This is a genomic window from Pseudomonas fluorescens (assembly GCF_000968015.1).
GTDB lineage: Bacteria > Pseudomonadota > Gammaproteobacteria > Pseudomonadales > Pseudomonadaceae > Aquipseudomonas > Aquipseudomonas fluorescens_W.
Map to the genome: position 1 here is coordinate 119,589 of NZ_LACH01000017.1, position 14,660 is coordinate 134,248.

Sequence of the window (14,660 nt, forward strand, 5' to 3'; positions counted from 1 at the left end):
CGGGGTCGAACTCCGTCGTCAGTCGCGCGATAAAAGGCGCGGGGCAAGCTCTTTGAGAGCGCGTCGATACACCTCGCGCTTGAATGTCACCACCTGGCCCAACGGATACCAATAGCTGACCCAGCGCCAGCCATCGAATTCCGGTTTACCGGTCAAATCCATCCGCACCCGCTGCTCGTTGGAGACCAGGCGCAGGAGAAACCATTTCTGTTTCTGGCCGATGCACAGCGGTTGGCTGTGCGTCCTGACCAGACGTTGCGGCAAACGATAGCGCAACCAGCCCCGGGTGCAGGCGAGAATTTCAACATCTTCGCGCTCAAGACCCACTTCTTCGTTCAACTCGCGATACAAGGCGTCTTCCGGCGTCTCCTGGGGGTTGATCCCGCCCTGTGGAAACTGCCAGGCATCTTGATTGATACGGCGAGCCCATAGCACCTGTCCGGCATCATTCGTGAGAATGATCCCGACATTGGGGCGGAAACCATCGGGGTCGATCACGGCAACAACCTCGCAAACGCATGTCGCCGCATTGTTCCACAAAGGTTGTGATAGCAGCAACGAGCCGGTCTACCTTATGTGCACTCTTGTGAAAAGTCCGTATTCTGGACGCCTTTCTACAGACTTTTCAGCGAGTAACTGCAATGCGGCTGGCTTTATTCGACTTGGACAACACGCTCTTGGGCGGTGACAGTGACCACGCCTGGGGCGATTACCTGTGCGAACGCGGCTTCCTCGACGCCGTCGCCTACAAGGCGCGCAACGACGAGTTCTATCAGGATTACCTGGCCGGCAAGCTGGATAACGACGCTTATCTGAACTTCTGCCTGGAAGTGCTCGGCCGCACCGAGATGGCCACACTGGATCAATGGCATCTGGATTACATGCGCGATTGCATTGAGCCGATTGTGCTGCCCAAGGGCCTCGAACTGCTGGCCAAGCACCGCGAGGCGGGTGACAAGCTGGTGATCATCACCGCCACCAACCGTTTTGTTACCGGGCCGATCGCCCAGCGCCTGGGCGTCGAAACCCTGATCGCCACGGAATGTGAAATGGTTGATGGCCGCTACACCGGGCGCAGCACCGACGTCCCGTGCTTCCGAGAAGGCAAGGTGACGCGGTTGAATCGTTGGCTGGAAGAAACCGGGTATTCGTTGGAGGGCAGCTATTTCTACAGCGACTCGATGAATGATTTGGCGCTGCTTGAGCAAGTGGCCAATCCGGTTGCGGTCGATCCTGATCCAAACCTGCGCGCTGAAGCCGAGAAGCGTGGCTGGCCGGTGATTACTCTGCGCGACTGATATCGCTATCGCGAGCAAGCTCGCTCCCACAGGGGAATTGCGTCGATCACATTATTGTGGCCTCACACAACTCCTGTGGGAGCGAGCTTGCTCGCGATGGGGGCAACTCGGTCCCAAGCCTTAAACCGGCTTGGCGCCCATCAACCCCGCAATCGCGATAAAACAGACGAAGCTGAACAGTGCGAGGGCGAAGGTGAACTTGCCGCTGCCTCCCGGAGCAGTGCGCAACTTGTTAAGCCGCACCAGCAACCAGAACCAGCCCAACGCCGCGACGGTGTAAAGCACACTGGAAGCCAACAACCAGATCTGCCCCAGCGGCCAGCCCACCAGATGCACCATCCACCAGCCGGTAAACGGCATGCTCAGCAGCGCCAGCCCCATCACCAGCCAGATAAACACTCGCGGCCTTTGCAACGTGCGCGCATAAGCCGTTGCGTCACCATTGCGCCGCGTACGCCAGACCCAGATCGCCAGACCCAGTGCGCTGACCAGCAGCAACACCGTTGCCACCATATGAGCGACCTTCAGGGCGGTTAACGTTTCCATTGTTCGATTTCCTTATGGCCTGGCCATCAGCGTAGCCGCTCAGCCGAGAAACAGCTGATAGGCCGGGTTGTCGCTCTCGTCCCAGTACGGGTAGCCGATTTCTTCCAGCGCTGCGGGCACCAGATGGCGTTCATCGTGAGGCACTTGCAGGCCCGCGACCACACGACCATCCGCCGCGCCATGGTTGCGGTAGTGGAACATCGAGATGTTCCAGCGCCCACCGAGCTTGTTGAGGAAGTTGAACAGCGCTCCCGGACGCTCCGGGAATTCGAAGCGCAGAATCACTTCATCAACCACATGAGCCGCACGGCCGCCGACCATGTGGCGGATGTGCAACTTGGCCAGTTCGTTGTCGGTCAGGTCCAGCACCGGGAAACCCTGCTCGGTCAGACTGGCAAGCAGCGCACTGCGCGGATCGTTTTCCGGGTGCGTCTGCACGCCAACAAAGATGTGCGCCTCGCTGCCGGTGTTGTAGCGGTAGTTGAATTCGGTGATCTGGCGCTTGCCGATGGCTTCACAGAACGCCTTGAAGCTGCCCGGTTTCTCAGGAATCGTCACGGCGATAATCGCTTCGCGGCCTTCGCCCAGCTCAGCGCGCTCCGCGACATGGCGCAGGCGGTCGAAGTTGACGTTGGCGCCAGAATCGATAGCCACAAAGGTGTGACCGGTGACGCCGCGTTGCTCGACGTATTTCTTGATCCCGGCCACGCCCAATGCGCCAGCAGGTTCAGTGATCGAGCGGGTATCGTCGTAGATGTCCTTGATCGCCGCACAGATTTCATCGGTGCTGACAGTGATCACTTCATCGACATAGTCTTTGCAGATATCGAAGGTGTGCTGACCAATCTGCGCTACTGCGACGCCGTCGGCGAAGAGGCCCACGGTCGGCAGGATCACGCGTTCGCCAGCGGCCATGGCGGCTTGCAGGCAGTTGGAGTCGTCCGGCTCGACGCCGATGATTTTGATTTCAGGTCGCAAGTACTTCACGTACGCCGCGATCCCGGCGATCAATCCGCCACCGCCCACCGGGACGAAGATCGCGTCGAGACGGCCAGGGTGTTGGCGCAGAATCTCCATCGCCACCGTGCCCTGCCCGGCAATGGTGTGAGGATCGTCATAAGGATGGATGTAGACGTAGCCTTTTTCGTCGACCAGTTTCAGCGAGTAGGCCAGGGCTTCCGGGAACGAATCCCCATGCAGCACCACTTTGCCGCCACGCGAACGTACGCCTTCGACTTTGATTTCCGGGGTGGTCTTGGGCATCACGATGGTGGCTTTCACGCCCAACACTTTCGCCGCCAGGGCCAGGCCTTGCGCGTGGTTGCCTGCCGAAGCGGTGACCACGCCGCGAGCGCGCTCTTCATCGGAAAGCTGCGTGAGCTTGTTGTAGGCGCCGCGAATCTTGAACGAGAACACCGGCTGCAAGTCTTCGCGCTTGAGCCAAATACTGTTGCCCAGCCGCTCGGAGAGCTGGCGGGCAGTCTGCAATGGGGTTTCTACGGCAACGTCATAAACGCGCGAGGTGAGGATCTTTTTGACGTACTGTTCGAGCATCGGAAAGCATCACTGAGCGGGTTGGGCAGGGCCAAGGAGTCTAACCCGGCTTTCGGGCGGGCGACCACACGAATCAAGAGGTTTTAGCCCGGCATGGGGCTATAATGCCGGCCTTTCCGTTCTCCCCTTGCCCGCTTCGGAGCCCGCATGACCCAGGATCAACTCAAACAGGCAGTGGCTCAGGCCGCCGTCGACTTCATCCTCCCGAAACTCGACGACAAGAGCATCGTCGGGGTCGGCACCGGCTCCACCGCCAACTGCTTCATCGACGCACTGGCCAAGCACAAAGGCGCGTTCGACGGCGCGGTCGCCAGTTCCGAAGCCACCGCTGCCCGCCTCAAGGGCCACGGCATTCCGGTGTACGAGTTGAATACGGTCAGCGACCTGGAGTTCTACGTCGACGGCGCCGATGAAAGCGACGAGCACCTGAACCTGATCAAGGGCGGCGGCGCAGCCCTGACCCGCGAGAAAATTGTGGCGGCCGTGGCCAAGACCTTCATCTGCATCGCCGACGCCAGCAAACTGGTGCCGGTGCTCGGTGAGTTCCCGCTGCCAGTGGAAGTGATCCCGATGGCCCGCAGCCACGTGGCCCGCGAACTGGTGAAGCTGGGCGGCGACCCGGTCTACCGTGAAGGCGTGTTGACCGACAACGGCAACATCATCCTCGACGTGTTCAATATGCAGATCACCAACCCGGTAGAGCTGGAGACGCAGATCAACGCCATCGTCGGCGTGGTCACCAACGGTTTGTTCGCGGCACGTCCGGCGGATCTGCTGCTGCTGGGCACCAGCGAAGGCGTGAAAACCTTGCGCGCTGAATAATTAGACACGACACGAAACCTGTGGGAGCGAGCTTGCTCGCGATAGCGGTCTGTCAGCTGGCATCTTTATCGACTGACACAGCCCTATCGCGAGCAAGCTCGCTCCCACAGTGTTTTAGGGTGTTGCTTAGGGTTGTGCAGGTTTTTTGAAGATGTAGAACAGGTTCGGCTCGCTCACCAGGTACATCGTGCCGTCGTCATCCATGGCGATCCCTTCCGCTTGCGGCACTGTCTTCTGCAACCCCTGACGCCCCTTGCTCAGTGACATCGTACTTAGCGGTAGCCCGTCCACATCGAGTTCCAGAATCAGCCGCGACTCATCCGACAACGCCAGCAAATGGCCGCTGCGCTCGTCGTATTGCAGGCTCGACAGGTCCGTCACGAACATCCCGGCATCGCGCTTGGGGTTATTCACTACGTGCACCGCGTAGGATTTTTCCGGGTTGTAATGCGGAAAGCCGTGCACTTCGTAGATCAGCATCGGGTCGCGTTCCTTGGCGACAAACAACCGCTTGCCCACCGAGTCATAAGCCAGACCTTCGAAGCCCTTGTTACCGCTCATGTGCACGCCAAGGGTCATCTGCTCGGCATCCGCTGCGTCGAGGAATGTTGTGTCGCTCTCCAGATGAACCTTGATCAGCCGCTGCTGACGCTCGTCAGTGATCACGTAAGTGTCGGCGCTGATGAATTCCACGGCTTCCGGATCGCCAAACCCGATCAGCGAAATGCGTCGAACAATCTGGCCGTCCAGCGACAGTTCGATCAGCTCTGAGTTTTTGTTGGTGACGGTGAACAGGCTGTTGCGCACCGGATCGAAGGTCAGCGCCGAAACATCGTCGTCCAGCCCCACAATGACTCGTGCCTCAACCGCTACCTGGTACTGATCCAGAGCGATGGACTGACCGTTCACTGGCTGCCAAAGGGTGTGCAGGTTGAACCAGGCGCGCTCGAACAGGCGCAGGTTCTGGCCGGACGCAACCAGCGCGATCAACGCAATGACCGACAGGATCAGAATCAGGGGTTTGGGGCGGGCAAGTCGGCGCATTCGGGCAAGTTCGGAATCAGGACGGGCGGATGAAATACCACGACAGTCTGAATTAAAGCTTAATGGCCTGTGGCCGCGAACCACAACTGGCGGATGCGATCAGTGTAGGAGCTGCCGCAGGCTGCGATCTTTTGATCTTGATCTGCTAGCGATAGTGAATCCGCCGAAGATCAAAAGATCGCAGCCTACGGCAGCTCCTACAGGGTCAGCGTTGCTTTTCGAAGCGGTAGAACAGGTTCGGTTCGCTCACCAGGTACAGCGTGCCCGCCTCGTCCATGGTCACGCCTTCGGCGCGAGGAATGGTCTTCTTCAAACCATTGAAGCCGCCCAGCAAGGTCATGAAGCTGACCTGCTCGCCCTTCTCGTCCAGCTCCAGCAACAAGTGGGAGTCGGCAGACAGCACCAGGGTGTGGCCGGTGCGCGGGTCGATGGCCAGCGCCGAGAGGTTGCGCATGTCCAGTGCATCACTGGTGAGTTTTTGCTTGTCGCCGGTGAGGGTCTGGCCATCGTTGCTTTTCCAGGTGAACAACGCCGGTGGACGCTCTTCACCCAGCAACATTTGCTGTTTGCGCGAGTCCCAGACGACGGCTTCGAAGGCCTTGTTCTGGTCTTTCGAAGGGCCGAGGTCGTATTTCGGGAAGTTGGCGATGTTCAGCTCGCGGGTATCGGCATCGACCTTGACGATGGAGAGCATGTGGTCGCGCTCATCGACGATGGCCAACAGACCGTTGCCCATGACCGTCACGCCTTCAGGATTGCTCCAGCCCACCAGCGGCATCTTGCGCAGCACGTCGCCCTGCAGGGTCAGCTCGACGAGGAACGGGTTCTTGCCCATGACCGAGAACAGGGTTTTGGTTTGAGGGTTGTAGGCCAGGTCGGACGCTTCGTCCTTTTCCATGCCCGGCAGCAGCTTGGCGTCGATCACTGCCCGGTAATCCGGCAACCAGACACTGGCCTGACGCTCGGCCGGGCTTTCGAAATGCTCACGCAACCAGAGCACGCCGCGATCATCCCAATGCATCGCAAACGCGAGGCCATACGCGGCGGCGGCCACCAGCAAAAGCCAGGAATACCAACGCATGACAAAGCGCGAACGGCGGGCAGTTTTAAGCTTGGGCAGTGGTTGGGTGACCATCGAGGGATGCGTTCCAGAAATTCAGGCTAAGGGTAATAGCACAATTGGGACCGGCTAAGACGCGGCAAGTCCCGGAATTATCCGGACGAGATGTGAAAAAAACGGGAAATGGCGGGAAAGCCCTTTTGCGAGGCAATCACCAAACCAATGTGGGAGCGAGCTTGCTCGCGATAGCGGTCTGTCATTCAACATCTCTGTCGACTGACACGGCCTCATCGCGAGCAAGCTCGCTCCCACAGGGTTTTGCAGTGTTTCGGTTAGCGGACGCTGCTGGTGAAGCTGCTGGCGCCTGGCAATTCAATCACCAGCTCGTCACCGACGTTCAGCGGACCGACGCCAACCGGCGTCCCTGTCAGTATCACGTCACCAGCCTGCAGCGAGAAGCAGCCGGCCATGTGCTGGATCATCGGCACGATCGGGTTGAGCATCGCGCTGCTGTTGCCGTCCTGGCGCACTTCGCCGTTGATGGTCAGGCGGATGCCGATGTCGGTCAGGTCAGCGAACGTGCTGCCGGACACGAATGGCGCAATCACCGCCGCACCGTCGAAGGACTTGGCGATTTCCCACGGCAGGCCCTTGGCTTTCAGCTCGGCTTGCTTGTCGCGCAGGGTCAGGTCCAGGGCCGGGGCGAAGCCGGAGATAGCATCGAGCACTTCTTCACGGCTCGGTTTGGTCGACAATGGCTTGCCGATCAACACCGCGATTTCCGCTTCGTAATGCACCGAGCCACGTTCGGTCGGAATGCTGAAGCCACCTTCCAACGGCACTACGCAACTGCCCGGCTTAATGAACAGCAGCGGTTCTGTAGGCACCGGGTTGTCCAGTTCCTTGGCGTGCTCGGCGTAGTTACGGCCAATGCATACCACTTTCCCCAGCGGGAAGTGAATACGCGTACCGTCGACATACTGGTGCTGATAGCTCATTACCGACTCCTGTTTCGTAGCTCTTAAATTCAAAAGTCAAACAGCGAAAATTTTGCCCGGGTTCATGATGCCGTTCGGGTCGAACACCGCTTTGACGGCTTTCATGTACTCGATCTCGACCGGCGAGCGGCTGTAGGTCAAGTAATCACGCTTGGTCATGCCCACGCCATGTTCGGCGGAAATCGAGCCGTTGTACTTCTCGACGGTTTCGAACACCCACTTGTTGACGGTCGCGCACTTGGCGAAGAACTCGTCCTTGCTCAGGTTTTCCGGCTTGAGGATGTTCAAGTGCAAGTTGCCGTCGCCGATGTGGCCGAACCAGACGATTTCGAAATCCGGGTAGTGTTCGCCGACGATTGCGTCGATTTCCTTCAGGAACGCCGGGACTTTCGACACAGTGACCGAGATGTCGTTCTTGTACGGCGTCCAGTGGGAAATGGTTTCGGAGATGTATTCGCGCAGCTTCCAGAGGTTCTGCAACTGGGTTTCGCTCTGACTCATCACGCCATCCAGCACCCAGCCCTGCTCAACGCAGTGCTCGAAGGTTTCCAGGGCGTGGTTGGCCACTTCTTCGGTGGTCGCTTCGAATTCCAGCAGCGCGTAGAACGGGCAATCTGTTTCGAATGGCGCAGGAACATCGCCCCGGCCCATGACCTTGGCCAAGGCTTTGTCGGAGAAGAATTCGAAGGCGGTCAGGTCGAGCTTGCTCTGGAACGCGTGCAGCACCGGCATGATCGAGTCGAAATCGGCAGTACCGAGGACCATGGCGGTGAGGTTTTTTGGGGAACGGTCCAGACGCATGGTGGCTTCGACCACGAAACCGAGGGTGCCTTCAGCACCGATGAACAGCTGGCGCAGGTCGTAACCGGTGGCGTTCTTGATCAGGTCTTTGTTCAGTTCCAGCAGATCGCCTTTGCCGGTGACCACTTTCATGCCAGCGACCCAGTTGCGGGTCATGCCGTAGCGAATGACCTTGATCCCGCCGGCATTGGTGCCGATATTGCCGCCAATCTGGCTGGAACCTGCCGAAGCGAAATCCACCGGGTAATACAGGCCTTTCTCTTCGGCGACATTCTGCAGGTGTTCAGTGACCACGCCCGGCTGGCAGACCGCGGTGCGATCGGTCATGTTCACGTCGAGGATCTGGTTCATGTAGTCGAAGGACACGACGACTTCGCCATTGGCGGCCACGGCAGCGGCGGACAGCCCGGTGCGACCGCCGGACGGCACCAGCGCAATGTTGTGCTCATTGGCCCAACGGACAATGGCCTGGACCTGCTCGGTGGTCTTGGGGAACACGATGGCGGTCGGGGCCGGGGCGAAATGCTTGGTCCAATCCTTACCGTAAGCATTCAGGGAGTCGGCATCGGTCAGCACCTTGCCAGGCTCAACCAGGGTCTTCAGCTCTTCAATCAGGGCAGGATTGGTCATCGACAGAACTCTCGAACAATTCATGGTCATCCTGAGAACGCTTCACGTCGCAGGAATGAGTGTTTAGCGGGGTGCATATGCTAGCATACCGACCCCGCAGGATAGTGCCCAACGGCTATTCTGTGGCGACGGCTTTCCTGCCGTCGGGGTCAGCGTCTGTTGACCATTTCCTGCCATTTTTCTCCGGGATACAGGTTTACGCAGATGAGCAAGACTTCTCTCGATAAGAGCAAGATCAAGTTCCTTCTTCTCGAAGGCGTCCACCAATCGGCTGTCGACGTCCTCAAGGCGGCGGGCTACACCAGCATCGAGTACCTCACCGGTTCTCTGCCGGAAGCCCAGCTGAAGGAAAAGATCGCTGATGCGCACTTCATCGGCATTCGCTCCCGCACTCAACTGACCGAAGAAATCTTCGATCACGCGAAGAAACTGGTCGCTGTCGGCTGTTTCTGCATCGGCACCAACCAGGTTGACCTCAATGCTGCCCGCGAACGCGGCATCGCAGTGTTCAACGCTCCGTACTCCAACACTCGCTCCGTAGCCGAGCTGGTGCTGGCCGAAGCGATCCTGTTGCTGCGCGGCATCCCTGAGAAGAACGCTTCCTGCCACCGTGGCGGCTGGATCAAGAGCGCAGCCAACTCCTTCGAAATCCGTGGCAAGAAGCTCGGCATCGTCGGTTACGGCTCGATCGGTACTCAACTGTCGGTCCTGGCTGAAGGCCTGGGCATGCAGGTGTACTTCTACGACACCGTGACCAAGCTGCCATTGGGCAACGCGACTCAGGTCGGTAACCTGACCGAGCTGCTGGGCATGTCCGACATCGTCACCCTGCACGTTCCGGAAACCGCTGCGACCCAGTGGATGATCGGCGAGAAAGAAATCCGTGCGATCAAAAAGGGCGGCATCCTGATCAACGCGGCTCGCGGCACTGTAGTTGAACTGCAAGCGCTGGCGGACGCGATCAAGGACAAGCACCTGATCGGCGCGGCCATCGACGTCTTCCCGGTAGAGCCGCGCTCCAACGAAGAAGAGTTCGAAAGCCCGCTGCGTGGCTTGGACAACGTGATCCTGACCCCGCACATCGGCGGCTCCACCGCTGAAGCGCAGGCCAACATCGGTCTGGAAGTGGCTGAGAAGCTGGTCAAGTACAGCGACAACGGTACGTCGGTGTCCTCGGTCAACTTCCCGGAAGTGGCCCTGCCGGCTCACCCTGGCAAGCACCGTCTGTTGCACATCCACGAAAACATTCCGGGTGTGATGAGCGAAATCAACAAAGTCTTCGCCGAAAACGGTATCAACATTTCCGGTCAGTTCCTGCAGACCAACGAGAAAGTCGGCTACGTCGTGATCGACGTCGACGCCGATTACTCCGAAATGGCGCAAGAGAAGCTGCAGCACATCAACGGCACCATTCGTTGCCGCGTGTTGTTCTGATAGCGATTTGAGCGACAAAAAAAGGAGACCTCCGGGTCTCCTTTTTCATGAGCGCAACTAAAGTTACTTAACGTTGACGGTGATCTTCTCCGACACGATCGGCGGATCAAACGGCATGTGGTTGCTGTCGCCCAGTTCGAGTTGCAGGGTGTGTTTGCCCGGCGTCAGTTTTACTTCAGCCTGGGTCTGCGCCTTGCCGAAATGCACGTGGTTGGCATCGTTGGGGATTGGCGCACCGGCGGCTGGCAGTTGATCGACATCGATCAGCAAGTGGTGATGGCCGGTGTTCTTGGTGGCATCGCCCGCTGGCGCCAGCGCAATGTTCTCGACTGCGAACTTGACGACGACGGTTTGCGGAACCGTGGCTCCGTCCGCAGGAGAAACGATGGACACTTCTGCACCTTTGGGAGCCGGTGTAGCAGCCGTTGCCAGCATCGAAGCCCCCATCAACAGGCCAGCCAATGCTGCTCGTGACATAAAGGTTTTCATTCTCTTCTCCAGTTTTTTCGTAAAATCCGTGTGGCCATGACAACTTCACGGCCAATCGTTGTCGAAGGCACTCGACAACCATAGCAAAGCGAGCCTGAATCAGAGCGTCGCAAAAATGAATTCAAAGGAGTGACCATGCGCTTTTTGCCTGGCCTGATCTGCCTGCTACCCCTTCTGAGCCCTTTGGCTCATGCCGAACTGATTGACGATGTAAACGACCGAGGCGAATTGCGTATTGCCCTTGAGGCTAATACACCACCCTTCAATTTCAAGGACGATGGCCAACTCTCGGGCTTCGAAGTCGAGTTGGGTCAACTGCTGGCCAACGAGCTGGATGTGCGGGCCGACTTCGTCGTTACCGATTCCGGCGACCTGTTGACCGGTGTCGAAAGCGGTAAATACGACATCGCCATCAACCACGTAGCAGTGACCGCGGACCTCAAGGATCGTTTCGACTTCAGCGAACCTTACATTCACACCGATGCGCAATTGATCGCGCAGAAGGAAGAGCAACCGCGCTCGATGCTGCTGGTGCAGTCGCTGACGGAAGAGAAGCCGAAGGCTCGCCCGCCAGTGAGCCTGGCGATTCCGTTTCAGAAAGGTAACCCGGCGTTTCATGCCAGCCTGGAAAACGCACTGCAGCGGATCAAGGCGGATGGGCGACTCCAGGCACTGGAGCAGAAATGGTTTGGGGCGGATGCGAGTGTGGCGCCCAAACCCTGATTTCAGACTGATGAGTAACCCTGTGGGAGCGAGCTTGCTCGCGATGGCGGCGTGTCAGGCGACATTGATGTCAGCTGACCCTCCCTCATCGCGAGCAAGCTCGCTCCCACAGTGGTTTTGTGTCGGTCGTTAGTCGAGTGATGTCAGGGATTGTGCGGCTTCAGCCAGTTCCAACTCACTGAAGACTTGAACACCATGGCGCCTGAGCAACGCCGCCGTCACGCCTTCACCACTCACCTTCACACCACTGAACGTCCCGTCATAGGTCAACAGGTTCCCGCAAGACGGGCTGTTGGCCTTGAGCACGGCAATGCGGATGCCGTGCTTTTGCACCAGTTCCAACGCCTGATAAGCCCCCGAGAGAAACTCGGCGCTGACGTCCTCGCCCTCGGTGGTGATCACTGAGGCGTGGCCATCAAGCACTTCACCACCCTGCCCGCCCGGAATTTCCGCCGCCGCCCTCGGCGTCGGCAAGCCACCGGCAACCTCTGGACACAACGGCACCACCCGGCCTTCATCAAGCCACTGCTGAAGCTGATCGAACGGCCCGCTCGCCCCGCCGTCGTAACGTACGCGGTGGCCCAGCAGACAGCGGCTTACCAGAATTTTCTGCATGATCAGAACGGCTCGTTACCACGGCGCCGGAACCAGCCGGTCAACGACAGGCGATCGCGGGTCGCGGGCAGGACTTCGTGGGGCACTTCACCCGACAGGAACACCACCAGGCATCCACCGGTGGGCACCACATCATGTTCGACGCTTTCACCCAGGTACATGCGCAACTGTCCGCCGTGCTCGGGCAGCCAGGCGTCATTGAGATAGACCACCGCCGACACCATGCGCCGATCGTCGTCGCGGAAACGGTCGACATGCTTGAGGTAGAACGCGCCGGGCGGGTACAGCGCGAAATGGCTTTCGAAATCTTCCAGGCCCAGAAACAAACCACGATTCATCGCTTCGCGCAGGCTGTCCATCAAATCCAGATAGCCGTCGCACGCCAACGCCTGGCCGGGTTCGATCCACTGGATATGGTCGCCGCGAATCCCCTCGCGAATCTCGGAGGTTGCCCCTCGACCCACGGCGGCCGGGGCCAATTCGCCCTCGGCAGCACGTTTACGGCACTCAGCCGCCAGTTCCCGGGTCAGACCCAGAGGAAGGAAAATATTCTGCTGCGACCAGCCGTGCTCGGCCAGGTCATCGACGATACGTAACAGCAGCGGGTGATCAGAGGGTATTCGCATGCCGCGCATAGTATTCCTGTGCCTGAAAATCCGACAGAGCCGCGCAGCGGGTTGATACGAATTCTCGACAAGGACGAATGCCACACGGAGAATAGTCGCCTGCTGACAGGAGTCCCTATGCGCCGTTTGCTTTTTTCACTGTTGATGTTCTGTGTATTGCCCGCTTGGGCAGACGGCCACGACCAGTTGTACAAGGTCGCCGGTTGGCCAGAACAACGCGCGCATTTCAACGACGCTCTCTCGGCCGCTCAGCAGCGGTACCAGAACAGCCTGCCGCCGGCCGTGTTTCAGGCGCTGGTGAATAACAGCAATCAGCGCTTTGCCCCCCAGGCCGTGGACCAGCGCGCCGAAGCGCAATTGCGCAAGACACTCGCCGATCCGAAACCCGCGCTGACATTCTTTCAATCACCCTTGGGCAAGAAAATCGTGGCCGCCGAATTGCTGGCGACCCGTCGCGATCAGCTGGCAAAAAACGCCAAGGGTTTGCCCAAGATCCAGGCCAGCGACAGCCGCATGCTGATCATCGGCCATCTGGCCCAGGCCCTGCCAGCCCGCGAGGCTGGCGCTGAAGTCAGCCTGGCGATTGCCGGCGTCGCGGCCGACAGCCTCAGTTCGATGATCCCCGGCCTGCTCGGCGGTGGTCAGGCTCAAGGCATGCTGAACGGTCAGCGTCAGCGCTTGATGGACCAGATCGGCAACGACCTGAACAACACGCTGTTGTATGTCTATCGCGACCTGTCGGATGAAGAACTGGAAGAGTTCGCGACCTTCGCCGAGTCCACCGAGGGCAAGGCTTATTACCAGGCAGCACTGGCGGCGATTCGCGCGGGGCTGGCGGTGGGGCAGGATACTTCAACGCTCCGCCAGTAATATTCGGCGCCTGAAAGACCGCCTTCGCGAGCAGGCTCGCTCCCACAGGAGAATGCATTCCAATGTGGGAGCGAGCTTGCTCCGGGCGGCGATCCGACGATGGGGCCCTGACAGACGCTAGAGATTTCTGCCCTTGATCCGCTTCGTCAAAAACCCGAAATACTCCCGCCGCAACGCCAGCGTTTCATTCGCCAGGTGATGCCGTGCCTCAGGCAACATCAGCACCTGCGGCCGATCGAACTTGCCCCGCAACACTTCAAGGTTATGCTCCCAATCCACGGTCATGTCCGCCTGCCCCTGCACAATCAGCGGTCGCCGCATGCTGTACGGTGCGGCTTCGATGCGTTTGATCCAGCGCGCCAGCGCACCGACCCAGGCGGTCGGTAAACGGAGCGGTTGCAACGGGTCCGCTTGCAGGAAGGGCAGAAAATCCGGGTCGTTGGAGTTCTCGCTGAAGCGCCGGGCAATCGCTTTGACGAAAGGCTTGAGCAGGTAATAGCTGAGCTGCGACCAGCCCCAGGCCCGCGGCCTTACCAACGGCGACAGCAGAATGACCTGGCCCTGGGCCGGACTGCTGATGCCCTGATTGAGTACATGATCAATCACGATCGCCCCGCCCGTGCTTTGCCCGCACAGGTGCCACGGCTGCGGCAAATCGAGGGATTGCGCTTCGGTGAACAACCCTTGCAGCGTGTCCTGATACTCGGTGAAATCCTTGATGCTCGCCCGTTCGCCACTGGATAGCCCGTGTCCCGGCAGGTCGCAGGCAATCACCGCAAAATTCTGATCCAGCGCCCATTCGATCACATGCCGGTAAAGCCCGGTGTGATCGTAAAAACCGTGGAACAAAAACAGCGTGGCCTTCGCCCGCTCCGGCCACCAGACCTGGCTGACCACTTCATAACCATCGACCGCGAAGCGTCCAAGGCCACTGCGCACGTTACGCCCCGCAAAATCCAGCCCGTAGAAACGCTGGTAAGCCAGCGCTTCCACCGACAGCGGCTGCCAATCGGCCAGCGGTCGCAGGCTGGCACGCAGATGATCGGAGTCGAAAGTGGCAGACATGAGCAATTCCAGAACGCGAAACGGACTTTATGGGCCTGCGATATTCATCTGTTGAGGCAAGCATGGCAAGCTAGCGCACCTTCGA

16 protein-coding genes are annotated in these 14,660 nt (G+C 59.2%); 5 read left to right on the plus strand and 11 right to left on the minus strand.

What is annotated here, in order from left to right:
- Positions 1-18: 18 nt before the first annotated feature.
- Positions 19-498, minus strand: a complete 480-nt coding sequence (locus tag VD17_RS10215) for an RNA pyrophosphohydrolase (protein ID WP_008150514.1) — start codon at positions 496-498, stop codon at positions 19-21.
- A 143-nt stretch (positions 499-641) separates the two neighbouring features.
- Here VD17_RS10215 and VD17_RS10220 point away from each other — a divergent pair, with 143 nt between their 5' ends.
- Positions 642-1,298 carry an HAD family hydrolase gene (locus VD17_RS10220; RefSeq protein ID WP_046053730.1) on the plus strand — a complete coding sequence of 219 codons (657 nt, stop codon included), beginning with the start codon at positions 642-644 and terminating at the stop codon, positions 1,296-1,298.
- A 120-nt stretch (positions 1,299-1,418) separates the two neighbouring features.
- On the opposite strand, the gene VD17_RS10225 is transcribed toward VD17_RS10220, so the two are convergent.
- Positions 1,419-1,844, minus strand: a complete 426-nt coding sequence (locus VD17_RS10225; protein ID WP_046053731.1) for a DUF2269 domain-containing protein — start codon at positions 1,842-1,844, stop codon at positions 1,419-1,421.
- A 39-nt stretch (positions 1,845-1,883) separates the two neighbouring features.
- Entirely contained in the window at positions 1,884-3,398 is a 1,515-nt protein-coding gene (gene ilvA, locus VD17_RS10230; protein WP_008150508.1) for a threonine ammonia-lyase, biosynthetic, read from the minus strand.
- Positions 3,399-3,545: 147 nt separating this feature from the next.
- Between ilvA and rpiA the strand changes: the two genes are divergently transcribed.
- Positions 3,546-4,220, plus strand: a complete 675-nt coding sequence (gene rpiA / locus VD17_RS10235) for a ribose-5-phosphate isomerase RpiA (protein WP_046053732.1) — start codon at positions 3,546-3,548, stop codon at positions 4,218-4,220.
- A 126-nt stretch (positions 4,221-4,346) separates the two neighbouring features.
- Here the strand turns inward: rpiA and VD17_RS10240 are convergent, their stop codons facing one another.
- From VD17_RS10240 to VD17_RS10255, 4 genes are all read right to left on the minus strand, one after another.
- Positions 4,347-5,264 carry an SdiA-regulated domain-containing protein gene (locus tag VD17_RS10240; protein WP_046053733.1) on the minus strand — a complete coding sequence of 306 codons (918 nt, stop codon included), beginning with the start codon at positions 5,262-5,264 and terminating at the stop codon, positions 4,347-4,349.
- A gap of 205 nt (positions 5,265-5,469) precedes the next feature.
- Entirely contained in the window at positions 5,470-6,399 is a 930-nt protein-coding gene (locus tag VD17_RS10245) for an SdiA-regulated domain-containing protein (protein WP_046053734.1), read from the minus strand.
- A 257-nt stretch (positions 6,400-6,656) separates the two neighbouring features.
- Positions 6,657-7,322: a fumarylacetoacetate hydrolase family protein gene (locus tag VD17_RS10250; RefSeq protein WP_046053735.1), complete on the minus strand. Its 666-nt coding sequence runs from the start codon at positions 7,320-7,322 to the stop codon at positions 6,657-6,659.
- A 36-nt stretch (positions 7,323-7,358) separates the two neighbouring features.
- Positions 7,359-8,753, minus strand: a complete 1,395-nt coding sequence (locus VD17_RS10255) for an FAD-binding oxidoreductase (protein ID WP_046053736.1) — start codon at positions 8,751-8,753, stop codon at positions 7,359-7,361.
- 204 nt (positions 8,754-8,957) lie between these two features.
- Between VD17_RS10255 and serA the strand changes: the two genes are divergently transcribed.
- Positions 8,958-10,187, plus strand: coding sequence for a phosphoglycerate dehydrogenase (gene serA, locus VD17_RS10260; protein ID WP_046053737.1), 1,230 nt, complete (start codon positions 8,958-8,960; stop codon positions 10,185-10,187).
- 63 nt (positions 10,188-10,250) lie between these two features.
- On the opposite strand, the gene VD17_RS10265 is transcribed toward serA, so the two are convergent.
- A complete protein-coding gene (locus VD17_RS10265) occupies positions 10,251-10,676 on the minus strand; it encodes a DUF4399 domain-containing protein (RefSeq protein ID WP_046053738.1) in 426 nt (141 codons plus the stop codon).
- Positions 10,677-10,811: 135 nt separating this feature from the next.
- On the opposite strand from VD17_RS10265, the gene VD17_RS10270 reads away from it, so the two are divergent.
- Positions 10,812-11,399, plus strand: a complete 588-nt coding sequence (locus VD17_RS10270) for a transporter substrate-binding domain-containing protein (protein WP_046053739.1) — start codon at positions 10,812-10,814, stop codon at positions 11,397-11,399.
- A 129-nt stretch (positions 11,400-11,528) separates the two neighbouring features.
- On the opposite strand, the gene VD17_RS10275 is transcribed toward VD17_RS10270, so the two are convergent.
- Positions 11,529-12,014 (minus strand): DUF523 domain-containing protein, encoded by a 486-nt coding sequence (locus VD17_RS10275; protein WP_046053740.1) that lies wholly within the window; start codon positions 12,012-12,014, stop codon positions 11,529-11,531.
- Positions 12,015-12,016: 2 nt separating this feature from the next.
- Positions 12,017-12,649 (minus strand): 2OG-Fe(II) oxygenase, encoded by a 633-nt coding sequence (locus tag VD17_RS10280; protein ID WP_046053741.1) that lies wholly within the window; start codon positions 12,647-12,649, stop codon positions 12,017-12,019.
- A 108-nt stretch (positions 12,650-12,757) separates the two neighbouring features.
- Here VD17_RS10280 and VD17_RS10285 point away from each other — a divergent pair, with 108 nt between their 5' ends.
- Positions 12,758-13,510, plus strand: coding sequence for a DUF2059 domain-containing protein (locus tag VD17_RS10285; RefSeq protein WP_033060564.1), 753 nt, complete (start codon positions 12,758-12,760; stop codon positions 13,508-13,510).
- Between the two features lie 117 nt (positions 13,511-13,627).
- Here VD17_RS10285 and VD17_RS10290 read toward each other — a convergent pair whose 3' ends face one another.
- Positions 13,628-14,575 carry an alpha/beta hydrolase gene (locus VD17_RS10290; protein ID WP_046053742.1) on the minus strand — a complete coding sequence of 316 codons (948 nt, stop codon included), beginning with the start codon at positions 14,573-14,575 and terminating at the stop codon, positions 13,628-13,630.
- Positions 14,576-14,660: the final 85 nt, after the last annotated feature.

Excerpts from the sequence above, each read along its gene's own strand:
- VD17_RS10220 (WP_046053730.1), top strand. The coding sequence starts at position 642 with ATGCGGCTGGCTTTATTCGACTTGGACAACACGCTCTTGGGCGGTGAC.
- VD17_RS10225 (WP_046053731.1), bottom strand. The coding sequence starts at position 1,844 with ATGGAAACGTTAACCGCCCTGAAGGTCGCTCATATGGTGGCAACGGTG.
- ilvA (WP_008150508.1), bottom strand. The coding sequence starts at position 3,398 with ATGCTCGAACAGTACGTCAAAAAGATCCTCACCTCGCGCGTTTATGAC.
- rpiA (WP_046053732.1), top strand. The coding sequence starts at position 3,546 with ATGACCCAGGATCAACTCAAACAGGCAGTGGCTCAGGCCGCCGTCGAC.
- VD17_RS10240 (WP_046053733.1), bottom strand. The coding sequence starts at position 5,264 with ATGCGCCGACTTGCCCGCCCCAAACCCCTGATTCTGATCCTGTCGGTC.
- VD17_RS10245 (WP_046053734.1), bottom strand. The coding sequence starts at position 6,399 with ATGGTCACCCAACCACTGCCCAAGCTTAAAACTGCCCGCCGTTCGCGC.
- VD17_RS10250 (WP_046053735.1), bottom strand. The coding sequence starts at position 7,322 with ATGAGCTATCAGCACCAGTATGTCGACGGTACGCGTATTCACTTCCCG.
- VD17_RS10255 (WP_046053736.1), bottom strand. The coding sequence starts at position 8,753 with ATGACCAATCCTGCCCTGATTGAAGAGCTGAAGACCCTGGTTGAGCCT.
- serA (WP_046053737.1), top strand. The coding sequence starts at position 8,958 with ATGAGCAAGACTTCTCTCGATAAGAGCAAGATCAAGTTCCTTCTTCTC.
- VD17_RS10265 (WP_046053738.1), bottom strand. The coding sequence starts at position 10,676 with ATGAAAACCTTTATGTCACGAGCAGCATTGGCTGGCCTGTTGATGGGG.
- VD17_RS10270 (WP_046053739.1), top strand. The coding sequence starts at position 10,812 with ATGCGCTTTTTGCCTGGCCTGATCTGCCTGCTACCCCTTCTGAGCCCT.
- VD17_RS10275 (WP_046053740.1), bottom strand. The coding sequence starts at position 12,014 with ATGCAGAAAATTCTGGTAAGCCGCTGTCTGCTGGGCCACCGCGTACGT.
- VD17_RS10280 (WP_046053741.1), bottom strand. The coding sequence starts at position 12,649 with ATGCGCGGCATGCGAATACCCTCTGATCACCCGCTGCTGTTACGTATC.
- VD17_RS10285 (WP_033060564.1), top strand. The coding sequence starts at position 12,758 with ATGCGCCGTTTGCTTTTTTCACTGTTGATGTTCTGTGTATTGCCCGCT.
- VD17_RS10290 (WP_046053742.1), bottom strand. The coding sequence starts at position 14,575 with ATGTCTGCCACTTTCGACTCCGATCATCTGCGTGCCAGCCTGCGACCG.